Origin of the sequence: Palleniella intestinalis (genome assembly GCF_013166595.1) — a bacterium.
In the GTDB taxonomy this organism is placed as follows: Bacteria; Bacteroidota; Bacteroidia; order Bacteroidales; family Bacteroidaceae; genus Prevotella; species Prevotella intestinalis.
The window spans coordinates 79,228-97,560 of sequence record NZ_JABKKG010000007.1 but is presented as its reverse complement, the minus strand read 5'-3'; the positions used below and the strand labels follow the sequence as shown (position 1 = coordinate 97,560).

The window sequence follows — 18,333 nt, the reverse complement described above, 5'->3', positions numbered from 1 at the left end:
CCAAATGAATATGTTTGTAAAATGATAAAATCAGATATTAGCTTTTGTTTTTTTCAGCTTTGATGCGTTCAAATTCCTCATTGTGCCATTTGAGATAGTGACGTCTTTCGCCGTCAATATATAAGTAGTCAATTTCTTTGTCATGTAAATATTGGAAATCAGGTTCATTTTCAAGTTCGGGAAGATATTTTACTTTGCCAGTTTTTGCATCCACGGTCATATATTTTGCTGACTCAAACAATTTGTCACAAATAGGGCACATAAGTAATCCGTTGTTGCTGTTCATGGCATCATAAGTGTCTTCGCATTTTGCATATGGCAGAATATGGCTTGCAATGAGAAATGTCTCATAGCTGAATCCGCATATAGGACAAACTTTCGGTGTGTTCTCCAATAATCCTCTTCTGAATTCGCCTTGTACTGTACGAACGCGTCCGGAAGCCGTTTGCTTGTATTTGGCATTCTGTGATTTGCGTTTACGCTCTATATTATCTCGTTTATCAAATAATTTTAATTTTCCATCTGCAATGTCTTCAGCCAAAGAAGGAGAGTAGGTGATTTCCAATGTGTTAGGTACATCAATTGTAAGATATGGTTTCAAAGTCAACCGTACATAGTTTTCATCAAAAGTGTACAAGTAGTCGTTCTTCTTAGCAAAGCCATAATTATTTCTTGTGCCGGAAACATTCAGTGCCATATCCTCAATAGAACAAATACGGTCTTTTATGTTACCTGTACGTGTCACATGGTTTTGTTTGTTGGCAAAGTTCAAAACCTCAATATGCTGTTTCGTGACAAACATGGGATAATTTGATGTTTGAGGCTTGTTTACAGTTCCGAACGCAGGATTAGAAGCATACATGCCATGTCGTAATTCCTGAAGAATTTCCTTTTTTATACCAATTTCCTTCGTTTTACAGAATTCCACGTACAAATTCCACCAATTATATGTTTGGTAAATATTATACACCAACATATAATTGAAAATATAGGCATTTTCAAAGCTGGAGGAAATGAATAGCAGCATCTCCTCGTCTATGATTTTGTAGATGCGATTAGCTTTTTCTGTCTTGAGGACACCTGCAAAGCAAAGAACAGCAAGAGCCTCGGTTAAATAGTTCGGAATCTGTTTCGCACCTTTGTCCAACATGAATAAATATCTTGTGTATTCATTGGCATCATTAATGTGGTCACGTTTGTGGAACATGTTTCCAAATCTGAAATGTTCTATGAATCTTGACATAAAGAACATTGTATCAAAAGCATACGCTTTGTCAGAGAGCGTATGTCCATCTTCTGCGTCTAAAAATATGTTTTTGAACTTGGCATTTAGCCAATCTGTAATTTGTTTGTTATACTGTTTCATTTTTTTATACCAATATAATGAATAGAGCAATTATCTATATTTAAAGTGAATCGAGAACGACTTTTAACGATAGCATAATACTCTCTAAAAGCAGGAGTTGCATAGATGGATAAATCTAAGTTGTGGAGTTTGACTTTCGGAATGAGAATTGCTATGCTGCCGTTTGGAATAGTATTTGCAGGAAGCATTGTAGCTCTAGTGTTATATGTGAAATTTGGCATAATAATTGATTCTGTGTTTAAATATTTGCCAACGCCAAAAGCTGATGCATCGTCAATGTATTTGTCATAGCCATTGATATTCACTATAGAGCCATCATTCAATATATTTTTGGATCGAAGGACTCTTATGTTTCCACTGTTCTTAAGATGTTTGTTTGTAATCTGTCTGTCTCTGAAAGTTGTAAAGATATCAAGTTGGAGTCCTTTTATATATTCATCGAACCAAGCGTTTCTGTAAAGAAGCCAAAGTGTATCATGGTAGATATAGCCCTGTGGATGAGAATAATATTTATCATTCACATAATCAATGATTTTCAACTGGTCATCGTAGCCTTTTTGAAAATGTATGGATATAATTTCTACGAACACCTTCTTGAAAAATTTCACTCCAAAATCACATAACCTAACCATAGGAAAATTCTCATATTCTTTGCGTACAGAACGGAATTCATCCGCAATGACAAAGTTCTTTGGTATGACACATGCTATTTGGTCAGCATTGTTCATGAATTTTATCATGAATAATGCAAATAGGTTTTTTGTCTTGTGTGTGTCGCCAGTTATCTGTGGATATTTTTCAGATGTTTTACCATAAGGAGGATTTGTGGCTATCAGGTCATATTTTCCTTGAATATGGAATTTTAGGAAATCATTATGATGGTAGTTGATATTCACATTACATCCTAAATCAAGATATCTTAATGCACGCTTTAGTTCCTTAATAATATTTACATTCAATTCCACAGCATCAATTTCTATTTGATTGGCAGCAGAGAAAACTGTAGCTAATTGCGGTAGGAATGCACCTAAACCTACAGATGGTTCAAGAATCCGAACAACATCTTTATTTATGGACACTGTCTTCAATGCATCAAATACAACGCACTGTGGTGTATAGAACGATCCTGTTTCCTTTGCATTGTTGATTTTTTGTTCTTGTAGGAAGGTGTTGATATAGAAATTATTTTCGTATTCTTCACCAACATAATTAGATATGTTCTCTTCCTTGAAATTATCAACAAAGTCTTGGAAATTAAGCATTGTTTTAATTTTGGACGCAATTTCATGGATTATATGAGTAGGAACAGCTTCTCCAATACAACGTCTGATGTTAAGCTCGTGCATAGCGAGATATCTTTCAGAATCGTTCACTTTGATATATGGTTCTTCCTTGCTCCAACGAAATGAATCAGGTATAGTCATTACCTTCATCAGTTCTCTAATGCTAAGAACTCTGTTGTCTTGTGGGTGTATTGTGTCTTGGCTTGCGAGTTGATCGTTACGTGTTGCGACGCAAGAGCATGGCTTGTCCCATGATAGACGACGATACTTATTACCCATATAGGCTCCCTTTAAAGGGACTTTTTCGCCATCCTTGTCAATCTTGTATGGTCTGCGGGATTTGTCAAGTTGTGCGAATGCGCTTTCACCTTCTTTCAGATTCTCAATCCATGCAATTTGGTATTCGGGAAACTTTCTTGCAAAATGATAGATGTCGTTCGGGGATTTCTCACCAAAAGCTAGTGATGGGAATTCTCCGATAGCCTCTCTTAGCGAAACCTGTTCCTTTCTTGTTGGGAAAAGGTTTAGTGGTGTTATGTTATGTAGAGACTTCAATGTGCCTATCACAATGGTGCGTGGGCGACTTGAAGGTACTCCATAATCCATAAAATTGATTACTTTATGGTATATGTGATATTTGTCTCCGAGATTTTCATATATGCTGTCTTTTATAAGTTTGTCTTCTCCAGATATATCTGTACACAATGTGTTCATAAAGGATCTGACGTTTTCAAAAACAAATACTTTAGGATGTATCTTTAGTATAAGCTTTATAGCTTCTACAACTAAAGAATTGCGTACTTGTTCTTTGTCACTTTTTTTGTAGTTTGCAGTGGACATACCTTGGCAAGGCGGAGTTGCAAATACTACATCTACATCTTTTATTCCTACATAGGTTTTCCAAAGATGTATTTCATCAAGCAAGGCTTGTTTTGTCTCTTCTTTTGTAATGTCACCACAAATATATCCACTATCAAAATCACACTTGTTATTTGCTTTCTGAACGGCTATGCGGCTTTCAACAAGTTCGTTCGTTGCTATACATTTGAACCCATTTTGCTTAAATCCATAACACCCTACGCCGGCACTACTAAAAAGGCTGACGTACGTTCTACAATTTACACCATTGTATGCAGTGCCCATTTCTTGAAGCATTTTTATCTGTTCTGTGGGTGCTATATATTTTTTTATCATTTTTATTTGTTAACATTAGTTTCGCAGCAAAAATATTTGTTTAAAGAATGAAACTTGCCTTGTCATTTTTCTATGTATGTCAGGAGATCTTTTGTCTTTAGTGCTGCAAATATAAAAGATAAAGACTCTCAAATATGATAGCAAAGGTACAAATAAAAAAATAAAAAAAAGAATATTTGTAATGGAAAATTTCAAAGTAGGGAGAATAGTAGAGAATTTTTGCGGTAATCCATTGAGTATTTTTGCGGTAGTATGTCTTTATTATGCAAGCATACTATGTAAAGAACAGCACCGCATCGGGTGAGATTTCCCGATGCGGTGCCGTATGTTGTTCCCGAAAGTGGAAATGTTTCCGGAGAATGGTCGCTTATCCGTAGATAATCTTGCCGTTCTCGTCAGTGTTTTCAGGGATGAATGACTTGTTGTACTGCTCCATTCCGCGGAGAGACATACCCATGTTGGAGAATCCGCCGTCATGGAAGAGTGTCTGCATTGTAACCTTCTTTGTGAGGTCGGAGAAGAGTGTGATGCAGTAGTCTGCACAATCGTCTGCCGATGCGTTGCCGAGCGGTGACATGCGGTCAGCGAAATCAAGCATACCGTCGAAGCCCTTGATGCCGCCACCTGCCGTGGTGAGGGTAGGGGACTGTGAGATACAGTTGACACGCACCTGCTTCTCACGGCCGTAGATGTAGCCGAAGGAGCGTGTGATGGACTCGAGAAGAGCCTTTGCATCAGCCATATCGTTGTAACCGAAGAATGTACGGTGGGATGCAACGTATGTCAGTGCGAGGATTGAGCCGCCTTCTGCAATAGCGTCAAGTTTCTTAGCCACCTGCATCATTTTGTGGAAAGACACTGCGGAGATGTCAAGAGTCTTGTCGAGGAATCCGTAGTCGAGGTCGTCGTATGTGCGCTTCTTGCGCATATTCACTGACATTGCACATGAGTGCAGTACGAAATCTATCTTGCCACCGAGAGCTTTCTGTGCCTCAGTGAAAAGGTTTTCGAGGTCTTCAACGCTTGTTGCGTCGGCCGGGATGACGGCTGCTGCGTGAGTAGTCTTAGCGAGTTCGTCGAGTGTTCCCATGCGGATAGCCACAGCAGTGTTGGTGAGTACAATCTCTGCACCTTCCTCTACGGCACGTTCTGCCACTTTCCAAGCTATGGACTGGTCATTGAGGGCACCGAAGATGATGCCTTTCTTTCCTTTAAGTAAGTTGTACATATTTTCTTTTCTTATGAATTTTGTATCTTGAAAACTTTGGCAAAGGTACAAACTTTTTCATTAACAGACAAATAATTGTAAGAAAAACCACCATAATCTCCGTTTTTGAGGAGATTATGGTGGTTTAAATCATGTCTGTGAAAGTATTGATACAGCTTTCATGCAGTATCTGTTCTTTCGTTTATCTGCGGTAGTCTGCGAGGTCTTCGGCTGTTGCTGACATCACGAAATCGTAATGCTTCTCAACCTCGGATGCAGCGTGGCGTGCATAAACACGTGCCGATTTGCCGAAGAGTTCCGGAGCCTTTGAAGCGTCGGCGATAAGGAGAATAGCCATGATGCAGTCGCCTGCCATTTCGTAGAGGTGGCGGATGACGAGGTCCTTGAACTCATCGTTCTTCTGCTCGTTGGTGTAAGCGACAGCTGCGTTGTACTTCTCAGCCATCTTTGCCACACGCTCCTTCAGTGGAAGGAACTCCTCTGCGCACCAGTCTGCAGAGCCTACGTAAGCCGGAGCCTGTCCAGCCTCAAGCATTTCGGCAATGACCTGACCATAGAATCCGTTTGTGATGTAGCGTCCTGCGGCAACAGTCTGAAGCTGTGTAGTGCCCTCGTAGATAGTGAGGATACGTGCGTCACGGTACAGACGCTGGCAAGCGTACTCAAGCATGAAGCCGGAACCGCCGTGCACCTGTATGCCGTCGTATGCTATCTGGTTAGCATACTCGGAAGTCATACCCTTAGCCATTGGTGTGAAAGCATCGGCAAGGCGTGAGAATGTCTTGCATTCAGCCTTCTCCTCTGCAGTAAGACGCTCACCGTTCTCCTTGCGCTCACGCTCAATGTCCTCAAGAGTCTTGTACATATCTACGTAGCGTGAGGTTGTATAATATAATGTACGGCTTGCGTCAAGCTTAGCCTTCATTGTGGCAAGCATGTCGTAAACGGCAGGGAACTCGATGATTGCCTTGCCAAACTGCTTGCGGTCCTTGGCATAAGCGAGGGCTTCGTTGTAAGCCATCTGTGATGTTCCAGTAGACTGGCCTGCAATTCCGAGACGCGCACCGTTCATAAGTCCCATGACATACTTGATGAGTCCGAGTTTGCGTGAGCCGCAAAGCTCTGCCTTGGCGTTCTTGTAGACAAGCTCACATGTAGGAGAACCGTGGATGCCGAGCTTGTTCTCGATGCGTCGAACGTCAACACCGCCGTCGCGCTTGTCATAGATGAACATGGAAAGTCCGCGTCCGTCGCGTGTGCCGTCCTCTGAACGTGCGAGCACAAGGTGGATGTCAGAGTCGCCGTTGGTGATGAAACGCTTGCAGCCGTTCAGTCGCCAGCAGTTGTTCTCCTCATCGAAAGTCGCCTTGAGCATAACGCTCTGCAGGTCGGAACCTGCGTCCGGCTCTGTGAGGTCCATTGACATGGTCTCGCCATTGCATACTCGTGGCACATAGCGCTTGCGCTGATCCTCGTCGCCGAACTCATAGAGAGTCTCTATACAGTCCTGAAGTGACCAGATGTTCTCAAAGCCTGTGTCTGCGCATGCTATCATCTCGTTGATGGCAGAGTAGATTGCCATAGGAAAATTCAAGCCTCCGTAACGGCGTGGCATTGTCACACCGTTGAGTCCGGCTTTGATTGTAGCGTCAAGATTCTCGTAAGTCTTTGACGCATAGACCATGCGGTTGTTCTCCACATGAGGACCTTCCGCATCCACAGCCTCGGCGTTAGGAGCGATGATGTTTGCCGTAACATCGCCCGCGAGGTCAAGGACACGCTCGTAAGAGTCCAATGCATCCTCGAAATTCTCAGGGGCATAGTCATACTTGCCGAAATCAGAATAGTTGCGCTCCTTGAGCTCCACGATTCTTTTCAGCAAAGGGTGGCTGAGATGAAACTTTATCTCAGGATTATCTTGAAAGAAATTTGCCATTGTTTGTTTTCTTTGGTTGTAGGTTGTGGGCTGTTAGTTTTTGTGATGTATCATGTTGCATTATGTGTTATCATGTTGCATAATACCCAAAAAAAACTAAAACCCAAAACCAAAGTTACTTGTTGTTCTGCTTGTAATACTTTATGAGTTTCGGGAGCACCTCCTCGACTGTGCCAGTGATGACATAGTCAGCGATAGCGTTGATAGGTGCATCCGGGTCGCAGTTTACGGAAATGATGATACCTGAATCCTGCATACCTGCGATGTGCTGAATCTGTCCTGAGATACCGCAAGCGATATAAACCTTCGGACGCACAGTCACACCTGTCTGGCCAATCTGGCGGTCATTGTCCACCCATCCTGCATCGACAGCGGCGCGTGACGCACCAACCTCGGCATGAAGCTCCTTGGCAAGCTGGAAGAGAAGGTCGAATCCTTCCTTTGAACCCATGCCATAGCCGCCGGCAACAACGATAGGCGAACCTTTCAGATTGTGCTTTGCTTCCTCCACATGGCGGTCGAGAACCTTCACGACATACTCTGTCTCAGGAACATACTTCGCAACATCATGGCGGATAACCTCACCCTTGTAGTTCTCGTCGAGCACCTCTTTCTTCATCACACCCTCACGCACTGTCGCCATCTGCGGACGGTGCTCCGGGTTGACGATTGTCGCGACGATGTTTCCGCCAAAGGCAGGACGAATCTGGTAGAGCTGCTGCTCATAGTGCTTGGTCACAAGCTCACCGTCATCATTCTTCACCTTCATGTCGAAATCGCCGATTTCAAGCTCCGTGCAGTCGGCTGTCAGACCGCTGAACAGTGCAGAAGAGACACGCGGACCGAGGTCGCGTCCGATGACAGTAGCACCGAGGAGGCATATCTGTGGCTGCTCCTCCTTGAAGAGATTGACCACAAGTGAGGTGTGAGGATTGGTGGTGTAAGGGAAAAGCCCCTCTGCGTCAAAGACATGAACCTTGTCCACACCATATTTCATCACCTGGTTTTCCACGCCGTCAAGACCGGAACCGGCGATGATACATTCCAGCTGCACGCCGAGAGTGTTGGCGAGCTTACGGCCCTTTGTGAGAAGTTCGAGAGCGACATCCTTCACGGTCGTTCCCTCTATTTCGCAATATACAAATACGTTGTTCATAGAAAATGCGCCTTGTTATCCGATGATTTTCTCATCGAGAAGTTCTACAATAAGTCCGTTGATGTCCTCGTCCGAACCGGTCAGTGTGCGTGACTCCTTTGCCTTGAACACAATGTTCTTCACGGCCTTCACGTTTGTTGGCGAACCAGCCTTGCCAATCTGCTTAGGGTCGCACTCGATGTCCTGTGCGTTCCACTCAGGGATGGCGGTCTTCTTGTACGCCATGATGCGCTTCGCATTAGCCGGACGGCATGGTGCAGCAGAGCCGTTCACTGTGACAACGAGCGGGAGCTGTGCCTCGACAGTCTCCACACCGCCGTCGATATGACGCTTGATGACAATCTTCTTTGTCTCCTCATCAAGTGAGAGAATCTCCTCGGCGTAAGTCACCTGAGTAAGTCCCAACTTCTCAGCTATCTGCGGTCCAACCTGTGCGGTGTCACCGTCGATGGCCTGTCTGCCACCGAGAATGATGTCCACCTCACCGACTTTCTTTATCGCCTGAGCAAGAGTGTAGGAAGTCGCGAGAGTGTCCGCGCCGCCGAGAGGGCGGTCGGTCACGACATATCCGCAGTCAGCACCTCTGAAGAGAGCCTCACGGATGACAGCCGAAGCCTTCGGCAGACCCATGGTTATGACAGTGATGGTAGAGCCAGGGAACTTGTCCTTGAGGATAAGAGCCTGCTCAAGAGCGTTGAGGTCGTCAGGATTGAAGACGGCAGGCAACGCGGCACGGTTGACGGTTCCCTCGGCAGTCATCGCGTCAGGACCGACATTTCTTGTGTCAGGTACTTGCTTTGCAAGCACAACAATCTTTAAACTCATAAGAATGTAGTTTTAGTTATTTTCGTTCTTTCTTGTTTTTTCTTTGCACAGCCCCCATGTGGTTCTGTGGCTATGTATGCCGCTTTCTCCGCACGGTCATGCTTTGCAAAGAGGATGCAAACCCAATGCAATGGAATTTCTTCACAACTGCTGAGGTGCAACTTATCGTATGCAAAAGTACAAAAAAATTCCGAAATAGCAAAAAAATCCATAAAAAATGTATCGCCACAACAATCAGACACACTAAAAAAGCGGTTTGATTGTGTGACGGTTTGCTTGTTTTATGTTGCTCAAAGAAACTTAGTAACTCAACGCATGTTGGGCGCAATGCCGATGTCCCTTTGCTTTCTTTGCTTTCTTTGCTTTCTGTGAGGCATGTCTGTTCTTTGCATAGGTGTCCTGATAAACGTTGGGTGGCTTCTGAAATGTTTGCCTCGTTTGTTTGCTCAAACAGTCATTAGTGAAATTTTGCATTTGTTAAAAGTGTGAAATGTTTTGACAATAAAGATTGCTTTGCCATTGCTCTGGCTATGCTTTGAAAACAGGAAAACCATGAGCAAAACAGCGTTTCCCGACAGATTTTCCTCCGTTTCTGCGTCGAAAACACCACCAATGATTACCTTTCACACTGTCGTTCGTAACCTTTCGCAGTGTCAAGCAATACTTTGTGTACGGTAAAGCAATACCTTTTACACTGCAAAATGGCACTTTTCGCATCTTTTTTGACGAGAAAAGGGCGTTAAAACAAATAGATTTCCATGTAATATATTGATACATAGGTAATTGTGTTTTGATGCGTATTTTCGCAATATTTCCAAGTTTGTTTCGAGTTTTTTTTGAGGAAATGTTAAAATGATGTGTTGTTTTCCTCATCTTACCTTTGAGAAATGGCTTTTGGAGGCCTGAGAAAGCAAAGAAACAAGCAATACGATTGCAATGCCGTTTGAGGAAAAATCCTTTGTTTTCTTCTCTTCCATCGAGTTGGAATGTGTGCTGCGATACGCTTTTGGTGTCTTTCTTGGAGGTTTGTTTTTATGGGCTGCGAATGCTTGTTCAATAACATTGAGGCATTGTGTTTTGGCATAAAACACTATTGATATGTAAAATTTACATCAAAAAAAGTTTGGAGCTTTGAGGGAAAATGGTTATCTTTGCGCTGTAAAATTTACATCACAAAAAAGATATGAAGATAAACTACCAAGGCGAAGAAGGCTATTTTTACAAGTATGAGCATGCGGCGTTCACGACAGACTCAGTCGTGTTCGGCTTTGACGGAAAAGAGCTGAGTGTGCTGCTCATCCAAAGGAAGAGTGACACTTACGATGGCTGCTGGGCGTTCCCCGGAGGTTTCCTCAATATGAGTGAGGATGCCGACGAATGCGCGCGGCGTGAGTTGGCTGAGGAGACAAATGCCGTAGACATCAGTCTGAGTCAGTTCCGAATGTTCAGTGCTCCGGGACGTGACCCACGCGAGCGAGTCGTGACAATGGTTTATATAGGCCTTGTCCGCAAGGGCGATTACGACAAGGTTTTGCGTGCGGACACCGACGCGCAGGATGTGGCATGGTTCCCATTGGACGAGGCGATGGCAATGTCGCTGGCGTTCGACCATAACCTTATTCTTGTCGAAGCGTATGCGGAGCTGAGGCGCAGGCTGCGCTATACAGACCTTGCGTTCCACCTTCTCGACGAGAAATTCACCATCAATGACCTTCGCAATGTCTGCGAAGTGATTAACAATGAGGAATATGATGTGCGGAATTTCCATAAGAAAATCACCGGCGCAAGGTTCATAGAGAAGACCGGAGAGCAGGGCGAGCCTGTCCACAACAAGCGTCCCGACCTCTATTCTTTCCGCGAAGAGGCATTCGTGGAGGAGCGGGCGGCAGCGCAAAAGTTCCCGTTTGATTTTTGATTCTAAATTGCACGATTATGAAAAAAGCAACTTTATTTGGAGCCATAGCAGGGGATGTCATTGGCTCTGCATACGAGTTCCGACCTACAAAGGATTACAATTTCACTCTGTTGGACGAGTGGAGTGACATAACCGACGATAGCATCATGACCATTGCCGTGGCAGACTGGATATTGTCCGCTAAGGATGCAGGACTGACAGCTCACAGCCTGACAAGCAAAATGCAGCATTGGGGCAGGAAGTACCGCTACCCGATGGGCGGTTATGGAGGGATGTTCGGAGAATGGCTCGGCAGCGAATGTCCGCAACCATATAACTCCTGGGGCAACGGAAGTGCCATGCGAGTGTCAGCCTGCGGCTTCGCCTTCGACACGCTGGAGCAGACTTTGGAGGCTGCGAAGGCAAGTGCGGAAGTGACGCACAACCATCCCGAGGGGATAAAGGGTGCGCAAGCCACTGCCGCCGCCATATTCCTTGCGCGCACAGGGCATGGGAAGGAGGAGATAAGGGACTATATCGGCAAGACATTCGGTTATGATCTCAATCGCACATGCGACGTCATCCGTGCCGACTACTCCTTTGAGCCAAGTTGCCAAGAGACCGTTCCCCAGTCGCTAATCGCGTTCCTTGACAGCAAGGGCTACGAGGACGCCATCCGTCTGGCAGTATCCCTCGGAGGCGATGCCGACACGATGGGCGCAATCACGGGTGCCGTCGCCATCGCCTACTACAAGGAAATGCCTGACGAAATCCACTCCTTCGCCATGTCCCGCCTCCCCAACGACCTGAAGGACGTTGTCACCCTGTTTGAGGAAACGTACACGGAATAAGGTGGATAGGTGTGCAGACTATGAGTTCGCAACCACTGTTTTTGTGGCCTAGAGCTATGGAAGGTACGGACATGCAGAAGTCTTTTGCGAATGTGATAAAGGCCCCTGCATGCTATCAGACAGTTTTTGTGAAATTTTATCTAAAACCATTTGGATTTTACAGAAATAATGATTAATTTTGTGCTTGAGAACTATATACAGGCTTAGTTTTACAGAATACGACAAAATTATGGATAGTAAAAATATGATGAAATCTCTCTTGGAGTTCGCTTGTGGAACTACTAAAGTTCCAGGATTAGCAAAACTCTTGAATGTGTTATCCAAGGCTGACACAGATTCTCAACAGCATATTTCTACACATACTGTTGACAGTGCCATTAAATGTATGGAAAACTTATGGCATTCGGAAATATCACGCTCCAATGTATACCGTAATAAGGAACAAAGAGAATTTGATGAAACATATTCTTCAATGCTGGCAGAACTCTTGAAGGAGTATATGAAAGGTTATCTAAGGCTAAGAGGGTTGTTGGATGAATAGCACATGTCAAATATATTCATTAAATGATACAAGGAAAAGTGTCTTGTGGGATTGAGTATTCCAATAAATATTTAAGACTATGCCTGTACCGAAATACATATTAGCTTGTATATTTTCATTTCTGACGATAAGTCTTTTTGCGCAGTCCACTATAGCAGAAAGATTGGAAGAAATGATATATAACACACAAGATTTTGAAGAAAGTGTGAAGGTGTATCAATCCATTACTCCATTAGATATTGAGCAAATGGAGGATAGTGTTTTATTCGATTATTATTATTTAGGCGGATATATCAATAGAGAGTTGAAAAACCATTCTAAGACTATTGAATATCTGTCAGAAGCAAGGAAATTGTGTGAAACAAAACTCGGTACTCACACGATACAATATATGGATTCAATGAAAGGGTTAGCTGATGTGTATCTTGAAATTGGCGACAATGAAAAGGCTTTGGAAACATTCCAAGAAGCTATTGTAAAGTCAATGGCTGCTTGTAATTATGGTGGACAAACTTTTGGAAATCTTATTATGGGCATAGTTGAATGCTATGAGAAATTTGGGTGGTTTGATGAAATTCCGAACCACTTAATGGATGCATGGTCATTTTGGACAAAGGATGAAGCGCCGTTGGTTACCTATAATTACTATCCATTATGGTATTTGGAACAATATTATCAGCGATATGGTATGTATGATAAAGCAATTGCTGTAAGTGATAAGATTGTTGATTTTATTATTTCAAAAGGAGGTGAAAACCACCCTGAATTATGTCACGCATTTTATATGAGAGGAAATATACTCCGTAATACTGATAAAAAAGAAGCTATTGCTACTTATGAACGAGCCATCACTATAGCAAATGCTAATGGAAACTCAGATTCAGATATATTAGGTATGATATATGGTAATCTCATAACAGCTTTAGCTGATGAAAAAGAAATTCATCGGTGTAAAAATATATTAGCTGCGATAAAAGAGTATAGTACTTCTAAAAATAATGGTAGATTTTATGCCGATGCTGCGTACACTTGTGCATTACATCTTGGACAAGCTAATTGTTATGAGGATGCACTTACTTTTATAGAACTGATACCCACAGATGGGTTCTCCGCAGATGAACAAAACCTGATTAACAACATGCGAGAATCTTATCAGAAAAATAGAGAAATACTTTTAAAATTTGATGATTTAGTCAATTCTCAAAAAAATATGTTGTAGGATCAAGTGAATGGTATGATATCTCATATAAAGTGGCTAATGCCTATATGATGAAAGATGATTTTCTGCAATGTTTTAAAATGTTTGAAACAATCTATCAAGCATACTTGGCAGATTCATCAAATCCAGATGCGTCACCATTATATTTAATGGATTGTTTGCTAAATCTCTCAACACGGCTTGGCGATACTTCATCTTTTTTTAAATATGCGCTCGCACAATACGACATTCTGAGTAAAATGAACGATGTGCCACAGGAATATTTTATAGAATGTCAAAATAGTATTGTGGTAGGACAATTACGATGTCGACAGTTGGACGGTATTGATGACATGCTAAATAAAATAGAATCATTTTATCGCGAGCAATATGGCGAGGTTTCCAATAAGTATGCTACTTATCTACATAACAGAGGATATGCCTACCAACTACAAAACAAATTGGACGAAGCTAAAGCAACATTGCTAAAAGCTATATCCATTCAAAACAAAATTGAAGGTAAGCCGTTTGAAAAGACAGTGAAGTATTACATGGAGGTAGAACAAGCACTTGGTGAATTATGAAGAATGTTGTTAAAATATTATTATATCTTTTCATTGCCTATCTTCCTATAAAAGTGCATGGGCAAAACGATTATGCTCGTCAGTTTGAGGTCATGTCGCAAGTTGACTCTTTAGTAAAAGAAAAGAACTTTGGTGAGTCTAACTCTAATATAGCCAATTTAACCATAGATGCTATGGATAATTTTATGGCGAGAAATTATAACAAAGCAATACCTCAATTTATACAAATTGTGGATTATACCAAGGTCAATAGACCAAATGAATATGTGCAGTTGGTAGCATGGCAGAATGTCTTAGCTATGGCATATATGAATATTGGGGATTATAAAAAAACTGAAGAATATTATTTGTCATCTTTGGATATTCTGGAATCTAAGAACCTTCAAAATGAAAAGATTTATCGTAACGTACTGGATGGTTTGGGTCTATTGTATTTTCATGTGCATAATTATGATAAGGCTAATCGCTTAAATGGCAGAGCGAAAATATTATATGAGGAGGCTTTGGATTTTAGTGATGAGTATGTACGATGTCTTAGCAATGGTGCTTTGATTAAAAATGCATTAGGATACAATACTGTTACTAAGATGTTTGTTGATGTGGCATTACGGCAAGCTAAGAAAAATTTGTCTGATACTATTGCAATTAGTTCATCTGTTGCTACGCTCGGGCAGTTGTTTGGCGAATCGCAAAAACGAACATTAGATCACAATTTCTACATTCAAAGCAGAATAATTCCTTATGTCACTTTATTGACAAATTCTTTTACAATATATCTACAGATAGGATATTTTTCTGACGCGGTTAGGGCTGTAAAGGAATCTATTCGGGTTTCAGAACATTATGGACTGAGAGAGTCGTCTCCATATAATAATCTTGGTACACTTTACCTGTGTAAATCAAATTTCCCTCAAGCTGCCGAATGGTTCTTGAAAGGATATTCTCTCTGTAAGACATCATATGAACGAGCTGAGGTTGGCATGAACACCGTACTTGGATTATTCCTGTCTCATGATAAAAGGGCGGCTTCTTTTGCGTGTGAAGTATCTTCTGAAATGAAGCAAAATATCCGGAATAATTTTGTATTTCTCAATTCGATGGAACGAGTTAGTTATTGGAAACATTTTGAAAATTATTTTCCAATGATGAATCTTGTCATTTATGAAAGCAGGAAGACTGACTGTTTTGGAGTAATATACGATAATATAATTGAAGCAAAAGGGCTTTTACTGCGTTCGTCAAATAATATTCGTGATGCGGTTCTCAAATCCAACAATTCAAATGACAAGGCAACATTCCAGACATTGAAAATGTTTAGACAGAAATTGCAAAGTGAGCGTGATTCTTTGAAAAGAATAAACATAACGAAGGAGATAGAAAAATTAGATAAAGAGCTTACTCGTAATGTAAGTACTTATGCAAATTTTGTACGCCAAAACAATGTCAGTTGGATGAATATTCGTGATGCTCTTTCCGAGAAGGATGTTGCGATTGAATTCTATAATATTCCTTTGATATATGGATTAGATTCCATTCAAACACTAAATGGGGAACCGAGATATTGTGCTATCGTTCTAAAAAAGGGCTATGCATATCCGCATATAATACCATTGTGTGAAGAAAAGTTGCTGACAGGATTGGAACAATATGATTTATATTCAACAGATGTTCTTTATAATGCAGTTTGGAAACCGTTGGAAACGGAGCTGGCAGGAATGAAGCGTATTTTCTTTTCTGCGGATGGAGAACTACATAAAATTGGGATTGAGAATGCCGTGTTGCCTGATGGAAAGCGTATGAAAAATAGCTTTTCGTTATTTAGGCTTTCATCTACAAGGGAACTTGTGACCCAGTCAAAAACTATATTGCCAGAATCTGCAGTCCTTTATGGAGGTTTGCTTTATGATATTCAAAAAGATGATTTGATAGTAGAGAGTAGGAGTGGTGTATATCATCCATCCAATGCGACTCGTACAATAACTATGGATAATTTGCGTTATGGCGTTAAAAATCTCGACGGTACAAAGAAAGAAGTAGAGTCAATTGCTGAATATTTTAATGACAATTGTCGTTTAATTACAGGGGCTGCCGGTACGGAAGAATCGTTTAAGGCTTTGGATGGCAGTTCTGTTAATGTGGTTCATTTGGCTACTCATGGGTTCTTTTGGAATGAAAAAGAGGCGCAAAAAAGAAATTATGTAAGTTTTCTGACGACAACAGCACATGATAAGCAATCTTTTGAAGATAAGGCTTTGTTACGTTCCGGTTTGCTATTTAGTGGTGCTAATATAGGATTAGCAGGCGAAACTCTTCCTGATGATGTAGAGGATGGAATTCTGACAGCGCAAGAAGTATCAAATATGAATCTGAGTAATATTGATATGGTTGTTATGTCTGCCTGCCAGAGTGGTTTAGGAGAAATTACTGGAGAAGGTGTGTTTGGCTTACAGCGAGGACTTAAATTAGCAGGTGTCAATTCAATATTGATGAGTTTGTGGGAGGTTAATGATGATGCCACTTGTCTATTGATGACGGAATTCTATAAAAATCTCCTTGCTGGCAAATCAAAATGTGAGTCATTACATATTGCACAACAGACACTTCGAAACCATAAGGATTTTTCAGACCCAGAATACTGGGCTGCATTTATATTGTTGGACGCATTAAATTAATTTTATAAAATAACGTGAGTTCGACGAATTTAGAATACAGTAAGCTGCTTGTCCAGAGTTCCTTTAACATTGATGCATGGCTTCTTCGGAAAGAAATAGTATCATATAGATTCAAGACAAAAATGCTTTATGCAACAGTAGGCGGAACTATGGAAGAGTATCACTATCAGCATCACCTCCGCATCTGAAAGAGTGCTTGCACGGTGATATTTGCGTTTTTTCCGTCCTTAATGTTATGTTTTTCCATATAAGTGTTAAAAAACTTGCATAATTCATCTGCCATAAGGAAAATTTCAGTAACTTTGTCGTCAGCGAACATAGCGAAGATTATTTGTAATTATTTATACTTGAGTACTATAAAGTTACAACAATTTTTCGTTAATCACCAATTTTTTAGACAATTAATCTCGTCAAACTCACGTTAATATAATTAATCGTTATAAATTATGAATGAAACAGATATAATCATACGAGAACTTACCAAAGAAGAATTGAGTGCAAGAAAGCCTTTCTCACATTTTGGCTGGGAAGGAGCCGGAGCGTTCTCTTTTTTTACCATTTCAGAGGGATATTGGAAAAGTGCAAAAATGTTGCTTGAGAGAATGGAAAAAGAAAGCAATAATTTTGCTATTGTCGATTCTTTGGTATATCCTTTGTTTTTTAATTATAGACATTCGATAGAAACGTACTTAAAGTTATTGTTTTTCAAATACGGAGGACAAACGGAGCAGGATAGGCGTAATTTTCTTGATTTAGGACATGATTTGCAAAATCTTTGGGTCAATTTACGACCACATTTGAATAAAGGAAAAAAACACGTAGGAAGTACTATAAATCTCAATGCAATGGAGCATTATATAAAATCAATAAATAGATTTGATCCTGATTCAATGATGATGCGTTATTCTATTGAAAAGGATTTAAAAGCAAACAAAGAACATGACCATCATTTCGATTTTGTCAATTTTGGGAAACGAATGAATGAATTGTGTGTTTCTTTTAGACAACTGGATGATGATTTGTCAAACCAGATGTTAGAAATGGCATCATTGGAAGAACTGAATACCTATCTTGGTATGATTGAAAAATATCGTCCTAAGATAGATAGTTTTTTGTCAATATTGAAAGCTGAATCAAAAGAAGAAGCCATAAAAACATTCAATATTTATGACTTTTTTGATAATTTAAAAAGTTATGAACCATCCAATATGTATAAGTTTCTCAATGAATGTGACCCTGATGTGCTTATTCTTTTAGATAATTTATTCTATGGTGGACGAACTGTAAATTCAAATGAAATTCGTTTATCAACTTCTCCGGTTTGTAGGCAAAAAGAGTTTGTTAAATTTTGTTTTGAGTTGTTGGACAATGATGGACTCTGCTTTAGAACAGTTCCTCGTGAAGAACAAATTAACATTTTTGGCAAAACTGCTTCGGCTCTTTTAGATGGAATCTCTACAGCACTTTCTATTATAGATTTAGAATCCAATAACTAATAATACGTGAGTTTGATAAATTTGCATATATTTGTCTGGGATATCGGTATATCCATAAAGCATTGATAACCATTTCGTTTTTATTCATTTTGGAGGACTGGATTTCTTA

The 18,333-nt window shown here is 40.9% G+C and carries 13 protein-coding genes and 1 pseudogene; 7 read left to right on the top strand and 7 right to left on the bottom strand.

Annotated elements, in window-relative coordinates; genetic code table 11:
• Window positions 1–37: 37 nt before the first annotated feature.
• From HPS57_RS10470 to HPS57_RS10445, 6 genes are all read right to left on the bottom strand, one after another.
• Window positions 38–1,366 (bottom strand): HNH endonuclease, encoded by a 1,329-nt coding sequence (locus HPS57_RS10470; RefSeq protein WP_172182870.1) that lies wholly within the window; start codon window positions 1,364–1,366, stop codon window positions 38–40.
• Window positions 1,363–3,843: a DNA cytosine methyltransferase gene (locus tag HPS57_RS10465; protein WP_172182868.1), complete on the bottom strand. Its 2,481-nt coding sequence runs from the start codon at window positions 3,841–3,843 to the stop codon at window positions 1,363–1,365. The genes HPS57_RS10470 and HPS57_RS10465 overlap by 4 nt, the downstream gene beginning before the upstream one ends.
• A gap of 367 nt (window positions 3,844–4,210) precedes the next feature.
• Window positions 4,211–5,071, bottom strand: coding sequence for an enoyl-ACP reductase FabI (locus HPS57_RS10460; protein WP_135939745.1), 861 nt, complete (start codon window positions 5,069–5,071; stop codon window positions 4,211–4,213).
• Window positions 5,072–5,252: 181 nt separating this feature from the next.
• The gene (locus HPS57_RS10455) at window positions 5,253–7,007 is read right to left on the bottom strand and encodes an acyl-CoA dehydrogenase family protein (protein WP_172182866.1); all 1,755 of its coding nucleotides are present in this window, start codon (window positions 7,005–7,007) and stop codon (window positions 5,253–5,255) included.
• A 115-nt stretch (window positions 7,008–7,122) separates the two neighbouring features.
• Window positions 7,123–8,163 (bottom strand): electron transfer flavoprotein subunit alpha/FixB family protein, encoded by a 1,041-nt coding sequence (locus HPS57_RS10450; RefSeq protein ID WP_172182864.1) that lies wholly within the window; start codon window positions 8,161–8,163, stop codon window positions 7,123–7,125.
• Between the two features lie 15 nt (window positions 8,164–8,178).
• A complete protein-coding gene (locus tag HPS57_RS10445; protein ID WP_172182862.1) occupies window positions 8,179–8,988 on the bottom strand; it encodes an electron transfer flavoprotein subunit beta/FixA family protein in 810 nt (269 codons plus the stop codon).
• A gap of 1,183 nt (window positions 8,989–10,171) precedes the next feature.
• Between HPS57_RS10445 and HPS57_RS10440 the strand changes: the two genes are divergently transcribed.
• The 6 genes from HPS57_RS10440 to HPS57_RS14345 all read left to right on the top strand — a co-directional run bounded on the left by HPS57_RS10440 (window position 10,172) and on the right by HPS57_RS14345 (window position 16,728).
• On the top strand, window positions 10,172–10,903 hold the full coding sequence (locus HPS57_RS10440; RefSeq protein ID WP_172182860.1) for an NUDIX hydrolase: 732 nt from the start codon (window positions 10,172–10,174) through the stop codon (window positions 10,901–10,903).
• Window positions 10,904–10,920: 17 nt separating this feature from the next.
• On the top strand, window positions 10,921–11,733 hold the full coding sequence (locus HPS57_RS10435) for an ADP-ribosylglycohydrolase family protein (protein WP_172182858.1): 813 nt from the start codon (window positions 10,921–10,923) through the stop codon (window positions 11,731–11,733).
• A gap of 229 nt (window positions 11,734–11,962) precedes the next feature.
• The gene (locus tag HPS57_RS10430) at window positions 11,963–12,274 is read left to right on the top strand and encodes a hypothetical protein (RefSeq protein WP_172182856.1); all 312 of its coding nucleotides are present in this window, start codon (window positions 11,963–11,965) and stop codon (window positions 12,272–12,274) included.
• A 172-nt stretch (window positions 12,275–12,446) separates the two neighbouring features.
• Window positions 12,447–13,493, top strand: coding sequence for a tetratricopeptide repeat protein (locus HPS57_RS10425; RefSeq protein WP_253946530.1), 1,047 nt, complete (start codon window positions 12,447–12,449; stop codon window positions 13,491–13,493).
• Window positions 13,494–13,540: 47 nt separating this feature from the next.
• On the top strand, window positions 13,541–14,056 hold the full coding sequence (locus HPS57_RS10420; protein ID WP_172182852.1) for a tetratricopeptide repeat protein: 516 nt from the start codon (window positions 13,541–13,543) through the stop codon (window positions 14,054–14,056).
• A complete protein-coding gene (locus HPS57_RS14345) occupies window positions 14,053–16,728 on the top strand; it encodes a CHAT domain-containing protein (protein WP_253946527.1) in 2,676 nt (891 codons plus the stop codon). Before HPS57_RS10420 ends, HPS57_RS14345 begins: the two co-directional genes overlap by 4 nt.
• A 104-nt stretch (window positions 16,729–16,832) precedes the next feature.
• Here the strand turns inward: HPS57_RS14345 and HPS57_RS14585 are convergent.
• Window positions 16,833–17,047, bottom strand: a pseudogene (locus tag HPS57_RS14585) (IS982 family transposase); the annotation flags it as partial.
• Between the two features lie 127 nt (window positions 17,048–17,174).
• Between HPS57_RS14585 and HPS57_RS10410 the strand changes: the two are divergent.
• Window positions 17,175–18,224 carry a hypothetical protein gene (locus HPS57_RS10410; RefSeq protein WP_172182850.1) on the top strand — a complete coding sequence of 350 codons (1,050 nt, stop codon included), beginning with the start codon at window positions 17,175–17,177 and terminating at the stop codon, window positions 18,222–18,224.
• Window positions 18,225–18,333 lie beyond the last annotated feature (109 nt).

Excerpts from the sequence above, each read along its gene's own strand:
- HPS57_RS10470 (WP_172182870.1), bottom strand. The coding sequence starts at position 1,366 with ATGAAACAGTATAACAAACAAATTACAGATTGGCTAAATGCCAAGTTC.
- HPS57_RS10465 (WP_172182868.1), bottom strand. The coding sequence starts at position 3,843 with ATGATAAAAAAATATATAGCACCCACAGAACAGATAAAAATGCTTCAA.
- HPS57_RS10460 (WP_135939745.1), bottom strand. The coding sequence starts at position 5,071 with ATGTACAACTTACTTAAAGGAAAGAAAGGCATCATCTTCGGTGCCCTC.
- HPS57_RS10455 (WP_172182866.1), bottom strand. The coding sequence starts at position 7,007 with ATGGCAAATTTCTTTCAAGATAATCCTGAGATAAAGTTTCATCTCAGC.
- HPS57_RS10450 (WP_172182864.1), bottom strand. The coding sequence starts at position 8,163 with ATGAACAACGTATTTGTATATTGCGAAATAGAGGGAACGACCGTGAAG.
- HPS57_RS10445 (WP_172182862.1), bottom strand. The coding sequence starts at position 8,988 with ATGAGTTTAAAGATTGTTGTGCTTGCAAAGCAAGTACCTGACACAAGA.
- HPS57_RS10440 (WP_172182860.1), top strand. The coding sequence starts at position 10,172 with ATGAAGATAAACTACCAAGGCGAAGAAGGCTATTTTTACAAGTATGAG.
- HPS57_RS10435 (WP_172182858.1), top strand. The coding sequence starts at position 10,921 with ATGAAAAAAGCAACTTTATTTGGAGCCATAGCAGGGGATGTCATTGGC.
- HPS57_RS10430 (WP_172182856.1), top strand. The coding sequence starts at position 11,963 with ATGGATAGTAAAAATATGATGAAATCTCTCTTGGAGTTCGCTTGTGGA.
- HPS57_RS10425 (WP_253946530.1), top strand. The coding sequence starts at position 12,447 with ATGATATATAACACACAAGATTTTGAAGAAAGTGTGAAGGTGTATCAA.
- HPS57_RS10420 (WP_172182852.1), top strand. The coding sequence starts at position 13,541 with ATGATGAAAGATGATTTTCTGCAATGTTTTAAAATGTTTGAAACAATC.
- HPS57_RS14345 (WP_253946527.1), top strand. The coding sequence starts at position 14,053 with ATGAAGAATGTTGTTAAAATATTATTATATCTTTTCATTGCCTATCTT.
- HPS57_RS10410 (WP_172182850.1), top strand. The coding sequence starts at position 17,175 with ATGAATGAAACAGATATAATCATACGAGAACTTACCAAAGAAGAATTG.